This is a genomic window from Actinomadura chokoriensis, from assembly GCF_039529475.1.
Classification (GTDB): domain Bacteria; phylum Actinomycetota; class Actinomycetes; order Streptosporangiales; family Streptosporangiaceae; genus Spirillospora; species Spirillospora bangladeshensis.
In genome coordinates, this window is the sequence record NZ_BAAAMW010000002.1 from 1 (window position 1) to 18,567 (window position 18,567).

Genomic DNA, 18,567 nt, shown 5'->3' on the forward strand with positions numbered 1-18,567 from the left:
GAGCCCGCCGCGCCCGCCGCCGGGGAGAGGCCGCCGGCCCGCCCGGCGCGGGAGACCGCCGCCGGCCTCGGCGCCTGGCAGCGCGGGACGCGGTCCGGCCGCGCCGCGACGCCGGGCGGCGACGGCACCGAGAGCAAGGAGCCGCGGCCATGAACTCCGCGGTCGACGACAAGGGGTGGAACGGCTCGATGGACGACGGTACGAACCGGCTCGGCTGGATGCTGGACGACGCGCTCCGGATGCCGGAGACCCGCTACGCGGTCCTGCTGTCGGCCGACGGGCTGCTGATGGCGCACTCCGAGGGGATCGGCCGGGACGAGGCGGAGCGGCAGGCCGCCGGGATGGCGGGCCTGCAGTCGCTCGCCCGCAGCACCGCCGAGTTCTGCGGGGACCCCGGCACCACCTGGCGGCAGACCGTCAACGAGTTCGACGACGGCTACGTGTTCCTCGTCGCCGCCGGCCCCGGCGCCTACCTCGCGGTGTCGGCGACGCAGCACGTCGACATGGAGGCCGTGTCGTTCCGGCTCCAGGAGCTCGTCCAGCGGCTGGGCAAGGAGCTGACCAGCCCGCCGCGCCCCGGCGCGGGCAGTCCCGCATGACCCCCCGCCGGAACGAGCGCGCGCTGGTGCGCCCGCACGTCGTCACCGGCGGCCGCGCGCACCCGACCCGCAACGTGTTCGACCTCGTCACCCTCGTCATCGCCACCGGCGACCTGCCGCGGACCGGCCTGTCCCCCGAGAAGCTCCGCATCCTCGCGCTGTGCCGGGGCGGCGCGCTGTCGGTCGTCGAGATCGCCGGGCACCTGAGCCTGCCCGTGGGGGTCGTCAAGGTGCTCCTGTCCGACCTCGTCGACGGCGGCCACCTCACCACCCGGGCCGCCGCGCCCGCCGCCCCGCAGTCCAAGGCCCGGCTCCTTCAGGAGGTGCTCGATGGACTCCGCGCCAGCCTCTGAGACGTCCCGCTCCGACCCGCGCTACGTGCGCGCCAGCGTCCGGACGGCCGTCAAGATCCTCATCGTGGGCCACTTCGCCGTCGGCAAGACCACCTACGTCGGGACGCTCTCGGAGATCCGCCCGCTGCGCACCGAGGAGCGGATGACGCAGGCCGGGGCGACCGTCGACGACCTCGCCGGCATCCGCGACAAGACGACCACCACCGTCGCGATGGACTTCGGCCGCCTCACCCTCAGCGACGACCTCGTCCTGTACCTGTTCGGCGCGCCCGGCCAGCAGCGCTTCACCCGCCTCTGGGACGACCTGGCGCGCGGCGCCCTCGGCGCGCTGATCCTCGTGGACACCGCGCGGCTCAAGGAGTCGTTCGACGTCATGGACCTCGTGGAGAAGCAGGGCCTGCCGTACGCGGTCGCCGTCAACCACTTCGACGGCTCGCCCGTCTTCCCGGACGCCGAGGTCCGCGAGGCGCTCGACCTCGCGCCCGGGACGCCGCTCGTCACCTGCGACGCCCGCGACCGCAGGTCCTCCACCGAGGCGCTGATCTCGCTCGTCGACCACCTCCTCACCCTCGATCGGGAATCCGCATGACCGAACCGCAGCGCTTCCCCCTGTACGGCCCCGAGTACGCGCGCGACCCGGCCGCGACCTACGCGGCGATGCGCGCCCACGGCGACCTCGTGCCCGTCGAGCTGTCCCCCGGCGTGCCGGCGACGCTGGTCATCGGGTACGAGGCGGCACTGGAGATCCTCCGCGACCCGGACACGTTCCCGCGCTGCAGCGAGGTGTGGGAGGAGGAGGTCGGCCCGAGCTGCCCGGTGCTGCCGATGATGATGTCGCGGCCCAACGCGCTGTTCACCAACGGGTCCGTCCACGCCCGGCTCCGGTCGGTGATCGTCGACAGCCTGGACCGGGTCGACCCGGTGACGCTGCGCGAGCACGTCCAGCAGAGCGCGGACACCCTCATCGACCGGTTCGCCGCCGACGGCAAGGCCGACCTCATCGGCCAGTACGCGCGGACGCTGCCGCTGCTGGTGTTCACCGAGATGTTCGGCTGCCCCCGCGACATCGGCGACAAGCTCGTCCGCGGCATGAGCGCCCTCTTCGACGCCGAGGGCGCCGAGGAGGGCAACGCGCTGCTCGCCGAGGCCGCCGGCGAACTCGTCGCGCACAAGCGGCGCACGCCCGGCGCGGACGTGACGTCGTGGATGATGCGGCACCCGGCCGGACTCGACGACATGGAGATGGCGCACCAGCTCACGCTGCTCGTCGGCGCGGGCACCGAACCCGAGCAGAACCTCATCGCCAACGGCATCCTGCTGCTGCTGTCGGACGACCGGTTCGGCGGCGACCTGTCCGGCGGCAGCATGCCCGTCGAGGACGCCCTGGACGAGATCCTGTGGACCGACCCGCCGATGGCCAACTACGGGACGACGTTCCCCCGCCGGGACATCGACTTCCACGGGTACACGCTGCCCGCCCACCAGCCCGTCCTGATCAGCTACGCGGGCGCGAACACCGACCCGTCCCGGGCGACCCCCGACCGGAAGGGCAACCGCGCGCACCTGTCGTACGCGGGCGGGCCGCACACCTGCCCGGCCAAGAGCCACTCCCGGCTGATCGCGTCCGCCGCCATCGAGGTGCTCCTCGACCGGCTGCCCGACCTGGACCTCGACGTCCCGCGGGAGGCGCTGGAGTGGCGACCGGGCCCGTTCCACCGCGCCCTGGTCGCCCTCCCCGTCACGTTCCCGCCGGCCGGGACCCGTCGCTGACCGACCCGTCCGCCGCCGCGCGCAGCGCGCCGATCACCGCGGTCAGCTGGGTGATCAGGCCCGCCACGCTGGTCTGGTCGGCGCCGTTGACGGTGACGGTGCGCAGCTCGTCCGGCTTGGGGAGCCTCGCCATGATCTCCGGGAGCGAGGCGATGAGCCGCGCCTGGAGCGCCGCGGGCGTCCGGTCGTTCTCCAGCGCCGCGGCGGCCGCCTCCCGCTCCAGGTCCAGCAGCGCCTGCTCGTGCCGGGACCGGGCGCGGGACTCGGCGAGCGCCAGCTCGCCCTCGGTGCGGAGCCGGGCCAGCTCCTGGTCGCGCTCGATCCGCAGCCGCCCGGTCTCGGCCTCCTCCGCGTGCCGCTCCCGCTCCATCCGCAGCGCGTGCCGCGTCGTCTCGGTCTCCAGCTCGGCGACCTCGCGGGCGTCGTCGTGCTCACGCCGGGTGCGGCGCAGCTTCTCGGCGGCCTCGGCCTCGAACAGCCGCGCGTCGTTGGCGGCGCGCAGCTCGGCCAGCTCGCGCTCGTGGTCGAGCCGCTGCGACTCCTTGGTCCGCGCGGCCGCCATCTCCCGCTGCCCGACGACCTCCTCGGCCTCCAGCTCGGCCAGCCGCGCGACCTGCCCCTGCTGGGCGCGGTAGGGCTTCTGCAGGTTCTCCCACAGCTGGGACGAGCTGACCACGGCCTCCTTGATCTGGACGGTGACGATCCGCAGCCCGAGGCCCTGGTCGCTGTTGTCCTCGCCCTCGGCGACCGCGCGCAGCCGGGCCGTCAGCTCCTCGATGATGGGCTGCTTGTCGCTGAGGACGTCCCGGACGCCCATCGTGGAGACCTTGTCCTTGATCGCCGCCTCGGCCTGCTCGCGGAGCTGCAGGTTCACCAGCCGCATCGGGTCGTCGGCGTCGCCGAAGTCGAGCTTGCGGTAGGCGGTCGCGAAGTCCTGGATGATCCACTGCACGTAGCCCTGGACGAGGACGCCCTGCAGCTCCCGGCAGATGCAGTACGCGTTGATCAGGATCGTCTGCGTCGCGCCCGGCACCACGATGAACGAGTCGGTCGACGGGTTGAACCGGAACGAGACCCCGAGCCCGATGTGCAGCGGCTCGGCGCGCCCGCGCCGGGTGTGCACGACGAACGCGTTCGGCGGGACCAGCACGTTCTTCCACCGCCAGAACCCGGTGACGCGCACGTCCACGGGGCCGGGCCCGCCTCCCTCGCCCGCGCCGCGGCCGAGCGCCCGCTCGCGCTTGGCGAGCGGGCCCGGGGGCGGCGGCGGGACGGCGCCCGGCGCGGCGGGCATCGGCATCGGCGCGCGCCGGCCCTTGAGGTCGTCCTCCAGCACGGCCTGCTGCGCGACGACCTTCTCCAGATACGTGTTGCTCCCCGGCTGCTGGGCGCTCATCTCGCTCCTCGGGCGCGATCACGGGGCCGGGCGGACCGGCCGGAACGGGAGGCCGCCTCGGCGGTCGGTCCCCGTGCGAGATGCGGCTTGGCGGCCACAGTAATGAACTTTCCACCGGGTTGTGTGCGTATTTCGACGCGTGACGACACATGAGGCGAACCCGGCCCGGCCCCCGGCCCGGACCGACCGGGCGATGCTCGTCATCGGGGCCGCGGCATTGGCGCTGGTCGTGCTCGCTCTCGTCGTGCGGCTCGGCGGCGCGTTCAGCGGGAGCGCGACCCCCGGGCTGTCGCAGGCGGGCGCGCTGACCAAGACCGGCCTGTCGGTCGCCGAACTCGGCGGGGACGTCGCGGCCGTCCTCACGGTCGGCTGGCTGCTGGTCGCGGCCGTGTTCGTGCCCGGGACGTCCGCGCTCGGCCGGCGCTGCCTGCGCGCCGCCTCGCTGACCGCGCTGGCGTGGGCGCTGTGCACGCTCGCGCTGATCCTGTTCACCGCCCTCGACCTGTTCGGGATCGGGTTCGCGGGCCTCACCGGCGACATGATGCGGACGCTCCTCATCGAGCTGCCGCAGGGGCGGGCGCTGCTCCTCGTCCTCGCCGCCGCGGTCGCGCTGGCGGTCGCGGCGAGCCTGCCGCGCGCGGCGGGCGGCGCCGGGTACCTGCTCGCCGGCGCGCTCGCCGGGATGCTGCCGCCGCTGTTCACCGGGCACGCCGCGAGCGCCTCGAACCACGCACTCGCCGTCTACAGCCTCGCCGCCCACGTGCTGGGCGTCGCGCTGTGGGTCGGCGGGCTCGTCGCCCTGGTCACCGTCGCGCCGGACGTCCGCGACGGGCTCCCCCGGGGCGCCGGGCACTCCTCCCGCGACGCCGATCGGCACGGCCTCGCACGGATCGCCGAGCGGTACAGCTCCCTCGCCCTCGTGGCGTTCGCGGTCGTCGGGGTCAGCGGCGCGGTGAACGCCTGGGTGCGGCTCGGCGGCGTCCACCTCGGGTCGCGGTACGGGATGCTCGTCGTGGCGAAGGGCGTGGCGCTCACGGCGCTCGGCGTGCTGGGGTGGCGGCACCGCCGCGCCACGATCCCCGCCCTGCGGGACGGGACCGGCCGGCGCCCGTTCCTCCGCCTCGGCACGGCCGAGGTCCTCGTGATGACGGCGACGATGGCGCTCGCGACCGGGCTGTCCCGCACGCCGCCGCCGGAGAACGCCCCCGGGACCCTCGACATCACCGCGCTGCGGCTCGGGTTCCCGATGCCCGGCCCCGCCGGGATCGGTCCGTACCTGGCGGACTGGTGGATCGACCCGCTGTTCTTCGCCCTGATCGTGACCGGCGCCGTCCTGTACGGCGTGGGGATCGCGCGCGTCCGTGACTGGCCGTGGACGCGGACGGCGGCCTGGGCGGGCGGCCTGCTCGCCCTGCTGCTCGCCACCGGCAGCGGGATCTCCCGCTACAGCATGGTCCTGTTCAGCGCCCATGCCGTCCAGCACGTCCTCGTCGGGCTCGCCGCGCCGCTGCTGCTGCTCCACGGGGCCCCGGTGGGCCTGGCGCTCAAGGCGATGCGCGGCGAGGGCCGGGCGCTGCTCGCCGCCGCGGCCGGCAGCCGGGGTGTGCGAGCACTGGCCAACCCGGTCGCCGCGTCGGCGCTGCTGCTGCTCAGCCTCTACGCGTGGTACGTGTCGCCGCTGTTCCCGCCGTCGCTCAGCAACCATGCCCTGCACTCGCTGGCCATGGTGGCCTTCCTCGCCATCGGGCTCGCCTACTTCCACGGGACGGCCCGGACGCCCGTCCCGCTCGCGGTGCTCCCGCTGCACGCGGCCGCCGGGATCGCGCTCATGCGGGACGGGAGCGTCCTCGGCGGCTGGTACGAGACCCTCGGCCGCCGCTGGGGCGCGTCGCCCCTGGACGACCAGCGCCTCGGCGCGCTCCTGCTGTGGACGGCCGCGGCCGCGATCACCGCCGCGCCCGCCGTGCCCACCGCGCGCCGCTACTGGCGGAGCCGCCGGTCCACGACGCGGCTGAGCGCCTCCACGACCGCCGGGTCGTACTCGGCGGCCGAGTCGAGCCGCAGCCGCTCCAGCACGGCGGCGCCCCGGTCGCGGTCGGAGGAGTCGCCGACCAGGTCGTCGTAGGCGTTCGCGACCTTGATGATGCGGCCCGCGAGCGGCGGCGGGATCGGCCGGTCGGCCGCGTCGCCGGCGGGCTCGCGGCCCGTCCGGTACGGGTGCGAGGACAGCTGCACGATGTAGGCGACCCGGTCCAGCACGCCGGTCTGCTTGATCACCTCGGCGCCCAGCTCGGCGATGCGGCGCTGCTCCACCGGGGACGCCAGCACGGTCGCGCCGCCCGGGATCGGGTCGCCGAGCGACAGCTGCCCGATGTCGTGCATCAGCGCCGCGTACTCCAGTTCGAGCAGCTCCTCCTCGGACATGCCGAGCTCGCGGCCCATCGCGACCGCGAGCCGCGCGACCCGCCGCGAGTGGCCCGCCTCCACGTAGCCACCGACCTCGGTGACCCGCGACAGCGCCCGGACGGTCTCCAGGTAGGTCGCGCGGATCCCGGCGTACCGGCGGAACGCGAACTGCGTCACCAGGATCGGCACCGTGAAGATCAGCAGCGCGGCCTCGCCCATCGCGGTCGTCGCGACCGCGATCAGCATGGCGGTCGCGCTGGTCGCGGCGCACAGCGCCATCTTCGCGTCGATCTCGTCGCGCAGCGCGATGCCGAACCGGGCGCGGACGGTCTCCGCCCGGATCATCGCGGCGATCAGCACGTCGGTGAAGCAGGACGCGATGACGACGACGCCCATCACCGCCAGCAGCAGGTACCAGGCGAGGTCGAGGCCGAGCATCGGCCGGAAGCACAGCGCGATCACCGCGACGTTGAACAGCCGGCGCGCCATCGCGTCCGGCCGCGGCGTCCGGCCGACCGCGATGTGCGGCAGCGAGCCGACCAGCATGCCGACCGCGGTGACCGCGACGACCTGCAGCGCGGAGTGCTCGGCCGGGACGACGCCGAGCGGCGCGTCCGGCGCCGCGCCCTCGGGGCCGACGCCGACCAGCAGCGCGTACCCCATCGCGCCCGCGCTGGCGATCGGCGCGACCTCCCGGTTGCCCGGCATCACCATGCGGAACAGCTCGCCGAGCGCGATCAGCACGCCGAAGATGAGCGCGACGTTCGGCTGGTACAGGCCGACGGCCGCGACCTGCGTGATCGCGACGACGACGAACAGCCCGGCGGTCGCGATCAGCAGCAGTTGGCCGGAGTCGATGGTCTGCCACGCGGCCCGCTCGCGGGCGGGGATACGGCCGGTCGTCACTGGTGCCGCACCTCGTCGCCGCCGGTGACCCGCAGCGGCGCGCTCGGGTCGTCGTGGTCCTGCTGGGTGGTCTCGACGACGTCGTCGTCCGGCAGGACGACGGGCCGCGGCGGCTCCCAGCCCTCCCGCTCGATCGCGCGCAGGAACGCCTCGACCATCACCGGGTCGAAGTGGTCGCCCATCCCGCGGCGCAGCTCCTCGACGGCCTCGTCCTTGGTGCGGGCCGCCCGGTAGGAGCGGTTGGAGGTCATCGAGTCGAACGCGTCCGCGACGGAGATGACCCGGGCGAACTCGGGGATCTCGTCGCCGGCGAGGCCCATCGGGTAGCCGCGGCCGTTCATCTTCTCGTGGTGGTGCATGATCCCGGCGAGCGCCTCGTCCAGGAACCCGATCTCGCGGACGATCTCCAGCCCCCGCATCGGGTGCAGCTGGATCGCCGCGAACTCCTCCTCGGTGAGCGAGCCCGCCTTCTGCAGCACCTTGGTGGGGACGCCGAGCTTGCCGACGTCGTGCAGCATCCCGGCGTAGCGGATCGCCTCCACCCGGTCGGCGCGCATCCCGATCTCCCGCGCGATCATCACCGACCCCCGGGAGACCCGCTCGGAGTGGCCGCGGGTGTAGAAGTCCTTGGTCTCGACGGCCTGGCACAGCGCGGCGAGGGTGGCGGCGTGCGCCTGCTGCTGCGCGTACGCCTGGTCCATCGCCCAGCGGGCGATGAACAGCGGGAGCAGGACGAGGACGGCGGCGAACGGCCCGACCCGCGGCCACAGCCCGGCGATCAGCAGGCCGACCATGCCGTAGCCGAGGCAGCCGACGGCGAGCTGGCCGCTCTCGTGCAGCAGCTCGCGCGGCACGGCCTGCCGGCTGAGCAGCAGCACCCCGGCCATCAGCGTCAGGTTGACCAGGACGAAGGTGACCAGCGCGCCGAGGAACGGGCCGATGACGTGCTCCACCCAGCGGGCCTGCTCGGGGTGGAAGCGGGCGCCGCCGAGCAGGTCGAAGACCGTCCCGGCGATGAAGCCGCTGAGCGCGAACTGCGCGCCGTTGAAGATTCGCTTGACGGGGGCGAAGAACCGCTGCCCGGTGACGACGGCGACGAGGCCGAGCAGCGCGGCCCCGACCGGGCCGAGCAGCACCACCGAGGCGAGGCTGGCGGCGAAGCTCAGCGACACCCGGGCGCGGGTGATGTTCAGCCGCGCCGGCGCCGAGTCGCAGATCAGGAACAGCAGGGCCAGGACGGCCAGCTTGCTCCAGTCCAGCTCCGCGAAGGACGACGTCGCGATGAGGCCGGCCGCGAGGGCCACCACACCGCAGACGTACGCCCAGGCAGCGAGAGGTAGTCCACGCATTGCCGCCCCTCGGGGAGTGACGAGATGGCGGGCCGCCGCCGGGGTGCCGAGTGCCTGCCGGCACCTAGACCCAGGACACGCCCTTGGTCAGCATCAGCGACGACGCCGCGGCGCTCGGGCGCCCGCCGTGTCCTGCCGGCGACACACGCTTGAGCATGGCTCCTTGCCTCCCCCCGCCGAACCGGGTCGTCCCGGCCTCGCGGGCCGGCCTCCATCCGGGGCCGGGCGCGGGCCCGGCTTCCCGGGCGAGCACATACCCCGAATTGCATCGGTGCGCACGTGCTCCCGTCGCTGATTTCGGCACAAGCCTAACGCGAACTGCCCAGGTCACACACGCATGAAGGAAAATCTGAGCAAAGCGTGAAGTGATCGTCACCATAGGTGATCAATTGCCGGGGTGAATGCACTCAACGTAAGCGCACAATCCGAGTGCACACCAGAATGCACGTGCATCGGCGAATGCACTGGCGCGGCGCCGCTTTTGCTCCCCGCGGGCCGCCGCGGTGCGGTCGACCACGCCTCTCGGATGAAAAAGACTCACCCCTAGGAAATGGCCACAATACGACAACCCCGTGTTTTGGGGTATGCAGCCGAATTCCGCCGTATCGGCGGCCGGGGTCAGCGGGACGCCGCGTGCCGCTCGCGCGCCCACGCGACGGTCTCGGCGAGCCCCTCCGCGAGGCCGACCGCCGGTTCCCAGCCGAGCGCCTCCGCCGTCGCCCGCGGGTCGACCGCCATCGCGGGCAGGTCGCCCAGCCGCGGCGGCGCGAACTCCGGGTCGTCGGGCGCGCCCGCCGCCTCGGCGACCAGCGTGTGCAGGTCCCGGTCGGTGGTCTGCAGCCCGGTGCCCACGTTGAGGCGGCGGCCGCCGCCCGCCTCCCCCGCCGCGCGGGCGAAGGCGTCCACCACGTCCAGGACGTAGACGTAGTCGCGGGTCTGCGTGCCGTCGCCGTAGACCTTCGTCGGGCGGCCGGACAGCAGCGCGTCGGTGAAGATGGAGACGACGCCGGCCTCGCCCTCGGGCGTCTGCCGCGGCCCGTAGACGTTCGCCAGCGTCAGCGTCGTGAAGTCGATGCCGTGCAGCTGCCGGTACATCCCGGCGTAGACCTCGCCGGAGACCTTCGAGGCCGCGTACGGCGACGCGGGGCGCACCTCGGCGTCCGCCGGGACGGGCAGCGCGTCCGGCACCCCGTAGACCGCGCAGCTGGAGGTGAACACGACCTTGCGCCCGCCGGCCGCGCGCGCCGCCTCCAGCACGTTCGCGGTGCCGAGCACGTTGATCCGGGCGTCGGCCAGCGGGTCGGACACGCTGGCGCGGACGCTGACCTGCGCGGCCAGGTGGCAGATCACCTCGGGGCGGCGCACCGCGGCCCGCTCGGCGAGCGCGGGGTCGGCGACGTCCATCTCCCACAGCTCCACGCCGGGGCGGACGTTGCGGCCGGACGACAGGTCGTCCACGCCGATGACCTCGTGGCCGTCCGCGATGAGGCGGTCGGCCAGATGGGAACCGATGAACCCGGCCGCGCCGGTGACGAGTGCGAGCACCCGCAGCACGATACCGAAGCCGCCGCGAGGCGGCGCCCGCCCGGCGGGCGCTCCCGCCGGACGGCCCGGGTCAGGCGCTCTCGGTCTTCTCGGCGCTCCCGGACGCCTTGATCTCGCCGCAGATCTCCTCGATCCGGCCGAGCACCTTGGCGCGCAGGTCGGTGGGCGCCTGCTCGCAGCCGCAGGACTTGTTCACGAGCTTCTTGACGGCCTCTTCGAGCCCGTACTCGCGCAGGCACGGCCCGCACTCGTCCAGGTGCTGCCGGACCTCGCCGCAGCCGCCCTGGTCGAGCTCACCGTCGAGATAGGTGTAGACCCGCGCCAATACCTCGTCGCAAGGCGTCTCGTGGTGGTTGCCGCAGCTCATGATGACCCCCTGCCGGCACGGGTGAGCCCGCGCTCCTCAGCGTAGTCCTCCAGCATTCCGCGGAGCTGGCGCCGGCCGCGGTGCAGGCGGGACATCACCGTACCGATGGGCGTGCCCATGATCTCGGCGATCTCCTTGTAGGCGAAGCCCTCGACGTCGGCGAGGTAGACCGCGATGCGGAACTCCTCCGGCAGCTCCTGCAGCGCCCGCTTGACGTCGGAGTCGGGCAGGTGCTCCAGCGCCTCGGCCTCGGCGGACTTCAGCCCGCTGGAGGTGTGCGACTCGGCGCGGTGGATCTGCCAGTCCTCGATGTCCTCGGTGGCGGCCTGCTGCGGCTGGCGCTGCTTCTTGCGGTAGGAGTTGATGAACGTGTTGGTCAGGATGCGGTAGAGCCAGGCCTTGAGGTTCGTCCCCTCCTTGAACTGGTGGAAGGACGCGAACGCCTTGGCGAACGTCTCCTGGACGAGGTCCTCGGCGTCGGCCGGGTTGCGCGTCATGCGCAGCGCGGCCGAGTACAGCTGGTCCAAGAACGGGAGCACGTCGCGCTGGAACCGCTCCTGGCGCTGCTCCACGGTCTCCGTGGTGCCCGGTACCTGACCCACCCCCTCGGCTGTGGCGCCCTTGGCCCGGACTGGGCCGGCGGCGTCGTATCCCACAGACGATATCGGTCCTCGCGGCCGCCCGACGCGGGCGGGTGCCCGCGCGTCGCCGCGGGGCGCCGCCGTGCCGGCTCTCCGCTGCTGATCGGCGACGGCTGTGGTCATCGGCTAGCACCTCCGTGTTGCTCGCTGTGAGACGGTGCAACACCGGAACGGCCCCGCCGATTCCCCGACCGGCGGCCGGGGAGCCCGGTTCGCCGGATCACGCAGGGTGATGACCGGCCCGGACGGGGAAGAAGTGACATATACGGCGAGAACAGGAGCAATTGGTGCACTCCGTGCATTCGGCGCGACCTTCCGAGCCCACGATCGCCAGCCTGCGCGACAGCTCCGGGGCCGCGGCCGGCGACTCCCTGGCGCGCTACTGGACGTTCTACCGGGCGGTGGCGGACGCCCAGCTGGCCCGGTGGCTGCCGCGCAGGCCGTCCCGCGTCCTGGACATCTCCGGCGGGCACGGGCGCACCGCCGACCGCGCCGCCGGCGCCGGCCACGCGGTGCTGGAGGTGCGCGACCCCGAACGGGCCGGCCGGTCCGCAGCCCGGGGCGAACCGGGGCGCCCCGGGCGCGGCACGACCCCGCTGGTCGGCGACTCCGGCACGCTGTCCTACCTGGTCGACGCCTCGGTGGACGCGGTGGTCGCCGAGAACCGGGTGCTGTCGCGGCACCTCGCCACCGAGGCGACCATCGCCGAGATCGCCCGCGTGCTGCGCCCCGGCGGGCGCGTCCTGCTCTGCGTCGACTCCCTGACGCTCGGGATGGCGCTGCTCGCCGAGCGGAACTACTGGGCGCACCTGTCGGACGTCCCGAGCGCCGAGGTCGTCCTCGTCCCCTGGCCGGACGGGACGATCACGCGCTCGTTCTCGTCCCACCAGCTCCGCGAGCTGCTCGCCGACGCGGGCCTCGACGTCGAGTGGATCAGGCCGCGCACCGCGCTGTCGCCCTCGACGGTCGAGCACGTGCTGGCGGAGTCGCCGGACGCGCTCCCCCGGCTGATCCGCACGGAGCTGAGCGCCGGGCGGCCGGACGAGTCGCTCGGCTTCCACCTGCTCGCCAGCGCCCGCAGGGCCGGGCGCCCCGCTTAGCGGCGGCGGTCGCGCCTCGCCTGGCAGGTGATGCAGCGGGCGGCGTCCGGACGGGCCTCCAGGCGGCCCTCGGGGACCGCCTCGCCGCAGTCGACGCACCGGCCGTAGGTGCCGGAGCCGATCCGCTCCAGGGCGGCGGCCACCCCGGCGCGGTGGCGTTCGAGGGATTCCAGCGCCGCCGCCACGCGGTCGTGGGCGGTGAGCCCGGCCCCGGCGTCGGCGGCGGAATTGTCGCGCTCGGGCGTCTCGCCGCGGAGAATGGCGATGGACCGGTCGAGATCGGCGAGCATGCCCGCGAGGCGGGAACGGGCGGCGGCGGTGTCCACGATCGTGCGCACTCCCCTCCCCCCGAGGCTGCTGCGGTCGGAACAAGGCGGTCGGAACGGGGCGGCGGTCAGAACAAACTGTCGGACCGATTACCCGGACTATCCCCAGAAATCACCGGTTCTATGAGTTCCGGCCCGTTGTTTCGCACGCTGTTGACCGCCTTCGACACCGGGTAGGCGTCCATTGTCCCGGCCATGGCGGGCACCAGGAGGCCGCGGACCCGCTCGGTGTCGGTCAGCTCCGGGTCGAGCCAGGCGTCCCAGCGGTCCCGCTCGACGACCATCGGCATGCGGTCGTGGATGCGGCCGAGGTCGTCCGGCGCGTCGGTGGTGATGACGGTGCACGTCCAGACCCACTCGTCCTCGGGCGACTTCCACAGTTCGTAGAGGCCCGCCATCGCCATGATCTCGCCATCGTTCGGGTGGATGAAGTAGGGCTGCTTCTGCGGCTTCTTCTTGGCCTTCTTCTCGCCGTCCGCCGGGTCGGGCGAGGGGCCCTGGTCCTGGAGGGTGTACCACTCGAAGTAGCCGTCGGCGGGCAGCAGGCAGCGGCGCCGCGCGAACGCCCGGCGGTAGGACGGCTTCTCGTGCACGGTCTCGAACCGCGCGTTGATCATGCGGGACCCGATGGACAGGTCCTTCGCCCAGGACGGGACGAGCCCCCAGCGCACCGTCCGCAGCTGCCGGACCGCGGGCTCCTCCTCGGGGGCGTCCTTCGGCCGCCGGTTCAGGACGACCGGGACCTGCTTGGTCGGGGCGACGTTGTAGTCGGGCTGGATGTCCCCGTCGACGGCGTCGAGCTGCACCTGGAACTCGTCCAGCAGCTCCTGACGCGCGCGGGTGGTGGCATAGCGTCCGCACATGGGTCCCATGACACCACGCGCCGGGGACAGCGGACGGGGGCGCGCTTGAGGTGCGGCGCGCTGGGCATGTAGCGGGCTATGCGACCCTTCACGACCCTGGCCCGCCCGCTCGTGGCGGCGCCCTACATCATGACCGGCCTGGACGCCATCCGCGATCCGCGCGAGCGCGCCGAGCAGGTCGGCCCGGCCGTCAAGCCGGTCGCCGACCGGCTCGAGTGGATGCCGAAGGACCCCGAGACCCTCGTCCGCATCGAGGGCGCGCTCAGCCTCGGCACGGGCGCGCTGCTGCTGACCGGCAGGTTCCGCCGGCTGACGACGCTGATGCTCGCCGCGCAGCTGATCCCCGCGCTGGCCACCGAGCACCGGTACTGGACCGAGGACGACCCCGAGCGCCGCGCGAACGAGCGCTCCCACCTGCTGAAGAACGCGGCGCTGTTCGGCGCGCTGCTGATGTCGGCGACCGAGCCGCGCCGCCCGCCGCGCACCGCGGAGCTGCGGCGCGCGATGCGCGAGTCGCAGATCAAGACCGGCGCCGAGGCCAAGGCCATGCGCAAGGAGGCGGCCGCCACGCTGCGGAACGCCCGCCGGGAGGCCGCGCACCAGGTGCGGGTCGCCCGCGCGGAGAGCGGCCGCAAGAGTGCCAAGCAGGCGGCGAAGGCGGCGCGCAGGATGCCGGCCGCGAAGCCGGGCGGGCTGTTCCGGACCGGCAAGGCCGGCGGGACGGGCCTGTTCAAGGCCGGCCGGGCCGGCGGCAAGGCGGGCAAGGGCGGCATGGCGAAGGCCGGCCGGGCCGGGGGCGCGCTGACGAAGATCGGCGCCGCGGGCTCGTTCAAGGCGGGCAGGGCCACCGGCGCGCTGAAGGGCATGGGTTCGCGGGGCCGGTCCAAGGGCGGCCTCTTCTCCCGTGGCGGCAACCCGGACATCCGGGAGATGGCGGCGTTCCGCGCCGGGCAGGCGGCGAAGGCGGGCAAGGCCGCGGGCAAGAGCATGAAGGCGGGCGGCGCGACGCAGGCCGCGAAGGCCATGAAGGCCGGCCGGACGGTGAGGACGGGCACCGCCGTCCAGGCGGGCAAGGTCATGGAGGCGGTCAAGCGCTGACTTCCCGAAGGGAACCTTAAAAGACCCTCAAGTCCGTTGAACCGGGGGCGGGCGGGTCCCGTACTGCCAGGTGACCCGTTGCATCCACCGTCCTGCACCCCCACGGAGCGCCCCGGCCATGGCCCTTCCCGGATCGACCGGACGCCAGCCCGGCGGGTTGCGGAGCCTGCTCCGCCGCCCCGGCACGGCACGTCCGCCATCGGCCGCGAGTCCGCCGCGCGACGACGACGAGGAGATCGCCGCCGCGCTGTACCGCGAGTACCATCGGCCCCTCCTCGCGTTCGTCCTCCGGCTGACCGGCGGTGACCGCCAGTGGGCCGAGGACGTGGTGCAGGAGACCATGATCAGGGCGTGGCGCAGCGCGGACCGGCTCGATGACCGGACGTCGTCGCTGATGCCGTGGCTGGCCACGGTCTCCCGGCGTATCGTGATCGACAACCGGCGGCAGCGCGAGGTCAGGCCGCCGGAGGTCGGCGACGGCCCCCTGGAGAACCTCCCGATGGCGGACGAGATGGACGGCCTGCTGCGCAAGGTCGTCGTGGCGGAGGCGCTGGAGTCCCTCTCCCCGGCGCACCGCCAGGCGCTCACGGAGACGGTGCTGCGCGACCGTACGGTGAACCGGGCCGCCGAGTACCTCGGCATCCCGGTGGGGACGGTCAAGTCCCGCGTGTACTACGCACTGCGCGCCCTGCGCGTCGCCTTGGCGGAAAGGGGGGTGACCTCATGAGTTCCCAGATCGAGCACACCGACGTCGGCGCCTACGCCCTGGGCCTTCTGGAAGCCGGCGACCGGCGGGCGTTCGAGGCGCACCTGCACGGGTGCGGACGCTGCCAGGCCGAGCTCGGGGAGCTGTCCGGGACGGCCGGAGCCCTCTTCGAGTTGGCGCCGGGGGCGGCGGAGCCGGGCCCCGAGGCGGCCGCGGAGGGGGACGAGCCCTCCGCACCGCCGGCGCCCGTGCTCGACATGGTGCGCCGCAGGCGCAAGGCCGACCGCCGGTTCCGCCGCACCGCGTACGCGGTCGGCACGGCCGCCGCGGCGGTGGCGCTGGGCGCGGGCGTCGCGGTCGGGGCGGCACTCGGCGGCGAGGGCGGCGACGAGGGGAAGGCGCCGCCGGTGGCGCAGCAGTCCCTCACCGGTCAGCGGTTCCAGGCGACGAACGCGAGCACGGGCGCGTCCGGGGCGGTCGGGCTCGTCGACAAGGGGTGGGGCACGCAGGTCAGCCTGGAGCTGCGCGGCATCAAGGGGCCGCTGCGCTGCCATCTGGAGGCCGTGTCCCGCAGCGGTGAGCGCAGCGTGGTCGCGGGCTGGCGCGTCCCCGACAAGGGCTACGGCGTGCCCGGCCAGCCCAAGCCGCTGGTCATGCAGGGCGGGACGGGCCTCGACCGGCGGGACATCGACCACTTCACGGTCCGGCTCGACGACGGCGGGACGCTGCTGACGATCCCCCTGTGATTCCCGCTCTGGTTCCCGGTTCGATCGGCCGGGCCCGATAGCCTTGGGCCATGCCCTCTCCGCATTGGTCCGCCCCGGTCGCGCACGCCCCGGTGGACGCCACCGTGCCGCTGCCCGGTTCGAAGTCGATGACCAACCGGGCGCTGGTCCTCGCCGCGCTCGCCGCCGGGCCGGGCCGGGTCGTCCGGCCGCTGCGCAGCCGCGACACCGACCTGATGGCCGCGGCGCTCCGCGCGCTCGGCACCGGCATCACCGAGGACGGCGGCGACTGGGCGGTCGTCCCGGGTGAGCTGCGCGGCCCCGCGAGCGTCGACACGGGCCTGGCCGGGACGGTGATGCGGTTCCTCCCGCCGGTCGCGGCGCTCGCGTCCGGCGAGGTGTCCGTGGACGGCGACCCGCGCGCGCGGGAACGGCCGATGGGCCCGATCATCACCGCGCTGCGGGCGCTCGGCGCCGCGATCGACGACGGCGGGCGGGGCGCGCTCCCGTTCACCGTGCGCGGGACGGGCTCGCTGAACGGCGGCGAGGTCGTGATCGACGCGTCCGGGTCGTCCCAGCTGGTGTCGGGGCTGCTGCTGGCAGCGCCGCGCTTCGAGAAGGGCGTCGACGTCCGGCACGAGGGCCCGCCGGTCCCGTCGGCGGCGCACCTGGCGATGACCGTGGAGATGCTCCGCGAGGCGGGCGCGGTGGTCGAGGCGGAGGAGAACGCCTGGCGCGTCGCCCCCGGCCCGCTCCGCGGCCGCGCGTGGGCGATCGAGCCGGACCTGTCGAACTCGGCGCAGTTCCTCAGCGCCGCGCTGGTCACGGGCGGGCGGGTGACGGTCCCGGACTGGCCGGCCGAGACGACGCAGCCCGGCGACGCGCTGCGCGAGCTGCTCACCGCCATGGGCGCGGAGGTGGCCCACGGGCCCGGCGGCCTGACCGTGCGCGGCCGGGGCGGGTTCGCGGGCCTGACCGCCGACCTGCACGAGGTCGGCGAGCTGACCCCGGTGCTCGCGGCGCTGTGCGCGCTCGCGGACTCCCCGTCCCGGCTGACGGGCATCGCGCACCTGCGCGGCCACGAGACCGACCGGCTCGCCGCGCTGGTCGCCGAGATCAACGGGCTGGGCGGCGACGCCGCCGAGCTGCCGGACGGGCTGGAGATCCGCCCGCGCCCGCTGCGCGGCGGCGTCTTCCACACCTACGACGACCACCGGATGGTGATGGCGGCGGCGGTGCTCGGCCTGGCCGTTCCCGGCATCGAAGTGGAGAATCCGGGCACCGTGGGCAAGACTCTTCCGGACTTCACTCGGCAGTGGGCGTCGATGCTGGCGCCCGCCTGACGGCAGGGGCGGACACTGGCTCGACGAGTACACGACTACGACGAGGACGACGTCCGGGTCCGGCCCGGGCGCCGCGGGTCGCGGCCGCGCACCCGCCGCCGTCCCGCGCACGAGGACGCCTCCGGCGGGTTCGTGATCGCGGTCGACCGCGGCCGGTACCGGTGCCTGGTCGACGGCGGCACCGATGACGAGCGCGGCGTGACCGCCATGCGCGCCCGGGAGCTCGGCCGCAAGGGCGTCGTCGTGGGCGACCGGGTGGCGCTGGTCGGGGACGTGTCCGGCGACCCGGACACGCTCGCCCGGATCGTCCGGGTCGAGCCGCGCACCTCGTCGCTGCGCCGCACCGCCGACGACACCGACCCGTTCGAGCGGATCATCGTCGCGAACGCCGACCAGCTCGCCATCGTGACCGCGCTGGCCGACCCCGAGCCGCGCCCCCGGATGATCGACCGGCAGCTCGTCGCCGCCTACGACGCCGGGATGGACCCGCTGCTCTGCCTCACCAAGGCCGACCTCGGCGACCCGGACGCGCTGGTCGCCGAGTACGCGCCGCTCGGCGTCCCGTACGTGGTGACCCGGCGCGGCGGCGACCTGGACGAGCTGCGCGGGCACCTCGCCGGGCGCACCAGCGTCCTCGTCGGCCACTCGGGCGTCGGCAAGTCGACGCTGGTGAACGCGCTCGTCCCGGACGCCGAACGCGCCGTCAGCCACGTGAACGCGGTCACCGGCCGGGGCCGGCACACCTCCTCGTCCGCGATCGCGCTGGAGCTGCCCGGCGGCGACGGCTGGATCATCGACACCCCGGGCGTGCGCAGCTTCGGCCTGGCGCACGTCGACCCGGGCAACGTGATCAACGCGTTCGAGGACCTCGCCGAGGGCGCCGCCGAGCGCTGCCCGCCGCACTGCGACCACTTCCAGGACGACTGCGGCCTGGACGCGTGGGTCGCCGAGGGCCGCGCCTCGCGGGCGCGCCTGGACTCGCTGCGCCGCCTCCTGTCGTCCCGCGAGGCCGACACCTCCTCCCGCGAGGCGGACTCCGAATAGCGGGCGGCGCCCGCCGGGGCGTCGTCGGTA

The 18,567-nt window shown here is 74.2% G+C and carries 18 protein-coding genes and 1 pseudogene; 11 read left to right on the forward strand and 8 right to left on the reverse strand.

The window, feature by feature from the left end:
• The first annotated feature begins 149 nt into the window (after positions 1 to 149).
• From ABFX46_RS04170 to ABFX46_RS04185, 4 genes are read left to right on the forward strand one after another with little or no spacing between them, the layout of a single operon-like run.
• Positions 150 to 599: a roadblock/LC7 domain-containing protein gene (locus ABFX46_RS04170; RefSeq protein ID WP_346040000.1), complete on the forward strand. Its 450-nt coding sequence runs from the start codon at positions 150 to 152 to the stop codon at positions 597 to 599.
• Positions 596 to 952, forward strand: coding sequence for a DUF742 domain-containing protein (locus ABFX46_RS04175; RefSeq protein WP_346040001.1), 357 nt, complete (start codon positions 596 to 598; stop codon positions 950 to 952). Before ABFX46_RS04170 ends, ABFX46_RS04175 begins: the two co-directional genes overlap by 4 nt.
• Entirely contained in the window at positions 930 to 1,541 is a 612-nt protein-coding gene (locus ABFX46_RS04180) for a GTP-binding protein (RefSeq protein ID WP_346040002.1), read from the forward strand. Before ABFX46_RS04175 ends, ABFX46_RS04180 begins: the two co-directional genes overlap by 23 nt.
• Positions 1,538 to 2,722 carry a cytochrome P450 family protein gene (locus ABFX46_RS04185; RefSeq protein ID WP_346040003.1) on the forward strand — a complete coding sequence of 395 codons (1,185 nt, stop codon included), beginning with the start codon at positions 1,538 to 1,540 and terminating at the stop codon, positions 2,720 to 2,722. The genes ABFX46_RS04180 and ABFX46_RS04185 overlap by 4 nt, the downstream gene beginning before the upstream one ends.
• Here the strand turns inward: ABFX46_RS04185 and ABFX46_RS04190 are convergent.
• Positions 2,691 to 4,118: an SPFH domain-containing protein gene (locus ABFX46_RS04190; protein ID WP_346040004.1), complete on the reverse strand. Its 1,428-nt coding sequence runs from the start codon at positions 4,116 to 4,118 to the stop codon at positions 2,691 to 2,693. The genes ABFX46_RS04185 and ABFX46_RS04190 overlap by 32 nt on opposite strands.
• Before the next feature lie 682 nt (positions 4,119 to 4,800).
• On the opposite strand from ABFX46_RS04190, the pseudogene ABFX46_RS04195 reads away from it, so the two are divergent.
• Positions 4,801 to 6,048: pseudogene (locus tag ABFX46_RS04195) on the forward strand (bifunctional copper resistance protein CopD/cytochrome c oxidase assembly protein); the annotation flags it as partial.
• Positions 6,049 to 6,098: 50 nt separating this feature from the next.
• On the opposite strand, the gene ABFX46_RS04200 reads toward ABFX46_RS04195, so the two are convergent.
• From ABFX46_RS04200 to ABFX46_RS04220, 5 genes are all read right to left on the reverse strand, one after another.
• The gene (locus tag ABFX46_RS04200) at positions 6,099 to 7,430 is read right to left on the reverse strand and encodes an HD-GYP domain-containing protein (RefSeq protein WP_346040005.1); all 1,332 of its coding nucleotides are present in this window, start codon (positions 7,428 to 7,430) and stop codon (positions 6,099 to 6,101) included.
• A complete protein-coding gene (locus ABFX46_RS04205) occupies positions 7,427 to 8,779 on the reverse strand; it encodes an HD-GYP domain-containing protein (protein WP_346040006.1) in 1,353 nt (450 codons plus the stop codon). The genes ABFX46_RS04200 and ABFX46_RS04205 overlap by 4 nt, the downstream gene beginning before the upstream one ends.
• 618 nt (positions 8,780 to 9,397) lie before the next feature.
• A complete protein-coding gene (locus ABFX46_RS04210) occupies positions 9,398 to 10,324 on the reverse strand; it encodes an NAD-dependent epimerase/dehydratase family protein (protein WP_346040007.1) in 927 nt (308 codons plus the stop codon).
• A gap of 70 nt (positions 10,325 to 10,394) precedes the next feature.
• Positions 10,395 to 10,691, reverse strand: coding sequence for a mycothiol system anti-sigma-R factor (rsrA, locus tag ABFX46_RS04215; RefSeq protein ID WP_346040008.1), 297 nt, complete (start codon positions 10,689 to 10,691; stop codon positions 10,395 to 10,397).
• Positions 10,688 to 11,293, reverse strand: coding sequence for a sigma-70 family RNA polymerase sigma factor (locus ABFX46_RS04220; RefSeq protein WP_346040009.1), 606 nt, complete (start codon positions 11,291 to 11,293; stop codon positions 10,688 to 10,690). Before ABFX46_RS04220 ends, rsrA begins: the two co-directional genes overlap by 4 nt.
• 335 nt (positions 11,294 to 11,628) lie before the next feature.
• Between ABFX46_RS04220 and ABFX46_RS04225 the strand changes: the two genes are divergently transcribed.
• A complete protein-coding gene (locus tag ABFX46_RS04225; RefSeq protein WP_428831220.1) occupies positions 11,629 to 12,432 on the forward strand; it encodes a class I SAM-dependent methyltransferase in 804 nt (267 codons plus the stop codon).
• On the opposite strand, the gene ABFX46_RS04230 is transcribed toward ABFX46_RS04225, so the two are convergent.
• Positions 12,429 to 12,770, reverse strand: coding sequence for a TraR/DksA family transcriptional regulator (locus ABFX46_RS04230; protein ID WP_346040011.1), 342 nt, complete (start codon positions 12,768 to 12,770; stop codon positions 12,429 to 12,431). The genes ABFX46_RS04225 and ABFX46_RS04230 overlap by 4 nt on opposite strands.
• Before the next feature lie 56 nt (positions 12,771 to 12,826).
• Positions 12,827 to 13,621 carry an SOS response-associated peptidase gene (locus tag ABFX46_RS04235; RefSeq protein ID WP_346040012.1) on the reverse strand — a complete coding sequence of 265 codons (795 nt, stop codon included), beginning with the start codon at positions 13,619 to 13,621 and terminating at the stop codon, positions 12,827 to 12,829.
• A gap of 78 nt (positions 13,622 to 13,699) precedes the next feature.
• Here ABFX46_RS04235 and ABFX46_RS04240 point away from each other — a divergent pair, with 78 nt between their 5' ends.
• From ABFX46_RS04240 to rsgA, 5 genes are all read left to right on the forward strand, one after another.
• Positions 13,700 to 14,719 (forward strand): DoxX family protein, encoded by a 1,020-nt coding sequence (locus ABFX46_RS04240; RefSeq protein ID WP_346040013.1) that lies wholly within the window; start codon positions 13,700 to 13,702, stop codon positions 14,717 to 14,719.
• 118 nt (positions 14,720 to 14,837) lie between these two features.
• Positions 14,838 to 15,446: a sigma-70 family RNA polymerase sigma factor gene (locus ABFX46_RS04245; RefSeq protein WP_346040014.1), complete on the forward strand. Its 609-nt coding sequence runs from the start codon at positions 14,838 to 14,840 to the stop codon at positions 15,444 to 15,446.
• Positions 15,443 to 16,171 (forward strand): anti-sigma factor family protein, encoded by a 729-nt coding sequence (locus ABFX46_RS04250; protein WP_346040015.1) that lies wholly within the window; start codon positions 15,443 to 15,445, stop codon positions 16,169 to 16,171. The genes ABFX46_RS04245 and ABFX46_RS04250 overlap by 4 nt, the downstream gene beginning before the upstream one ends.
• 50 nt (positions 16,172 to 16,221) lie before the next feature.
• Positions 16,222 to 17,493 (forward strand): 3-phosphoshikimate 1-carboxyvinyltransferase, encoded by a 1,272-nt coding sequence (aroA, locus tag ABFX46_RS04255; RefSeq protein ID WP_346040016.1) that lies wholly within the window; start codon positions 16,222 to 16,224, stop codon positions 17,491 to 17,493.
• Between the two features lie 15 nt (positions 17,494 to 17,508).
• Entirely contained in the window at positions 17,509 to 18,537 is a 1,029-nt protein-coding gene (rsgA, locus tag ABFX46_RS04260; protein WP_346040679.1) for a ribosome small subunit-dependent GTPase A, read from the forward strand.
• The last annotated feature ends 30 nt before the right edge of the window (positions 18,538 to 18,567 follow it).

Coding starts and splice junctions, on each gene's coding strand:
- ABFX46_RS04170 (WP_346040000.1), top strand. CDS start 150: ATGAACTCCGCGGTCGACGACAAGGGGTGGAACGGCTCGATGGACGAC.
- ABFX46_RS04175 (WP_346040001.1), top strand. CDS start 596: ATGACCCCCCGCCGGAACGAGCGCGCGCTGGTGCGCCCGCACGTCGTC.
- ABFX46_RS04180 (WP_346040002.1), top strand. CDS start 930: ATGGACTCCGCGCCAGCCTCTGAGACGTCCCGCTCCGACCCGCGCTAC.
- ABFX46_RS04185 (WP_346040003.1), top strand. CDS start 1,538: ATGACCGAACCGCAGCGCTTCCCCCTGTACGGCCCCGAGTACGCGCGC.
- ABFX46_RS04190 (WP_346040004.1), bottom strand. CDS start 4,118: ATGAGCGCCCAGCAGCCGGGGAGCAACACGTATCTGGAGAAGGTCGTC.
- ABFX46_RS04205 (WP_346040006.1), bottom strand. CDS start 8,779: ATGCGTGGACTACCTCTCGCTGCCTGGGCGTACGTCTGCGGTGTGGTG.
- rsrA (WP_346040008.1), bottom strand. CDS start 10,691: ATGAGCTGCGGCAACCACCACGAGACGCCTTGCGACGAGGTATTGGCG.
- ABFX46_RS04235 (WP_346040012.1), bottom strand. CDS start 13,621: ATGTGCGGACGCTATGCCACCACCCGCGCGCGTCAGGAGCTGCTGGAC.
- ABFX46_RS04240 (WP_346040013.1), top strand. CDS start 13,700: ATGCGACCCTTCACGACCCTGGCCCGCCCGCTCGTGGCGGCGCCCTAC.
- ABFX46_RS04245 (WP_346040014.1), top strand. CDS start 14,838: ATGGCCCTTCCCGGATCGACCGGACGCCAGCCCGGCGGGTTGCGGAGC.
- ABFX46_RS04250 (WP_346040015.1), top strand. CDS start 15,443: ATGAGTTCCCAGATCGAGCACACCGACGTCGGCGCCTACGCCCTGGGC.
- aroA (WP_346040016.1), top strand. CDS start 16,222: ATGCCCTCTCCGCATTGGTCCGCCCCGGTCGCGCACGCCCCGGTGGAC.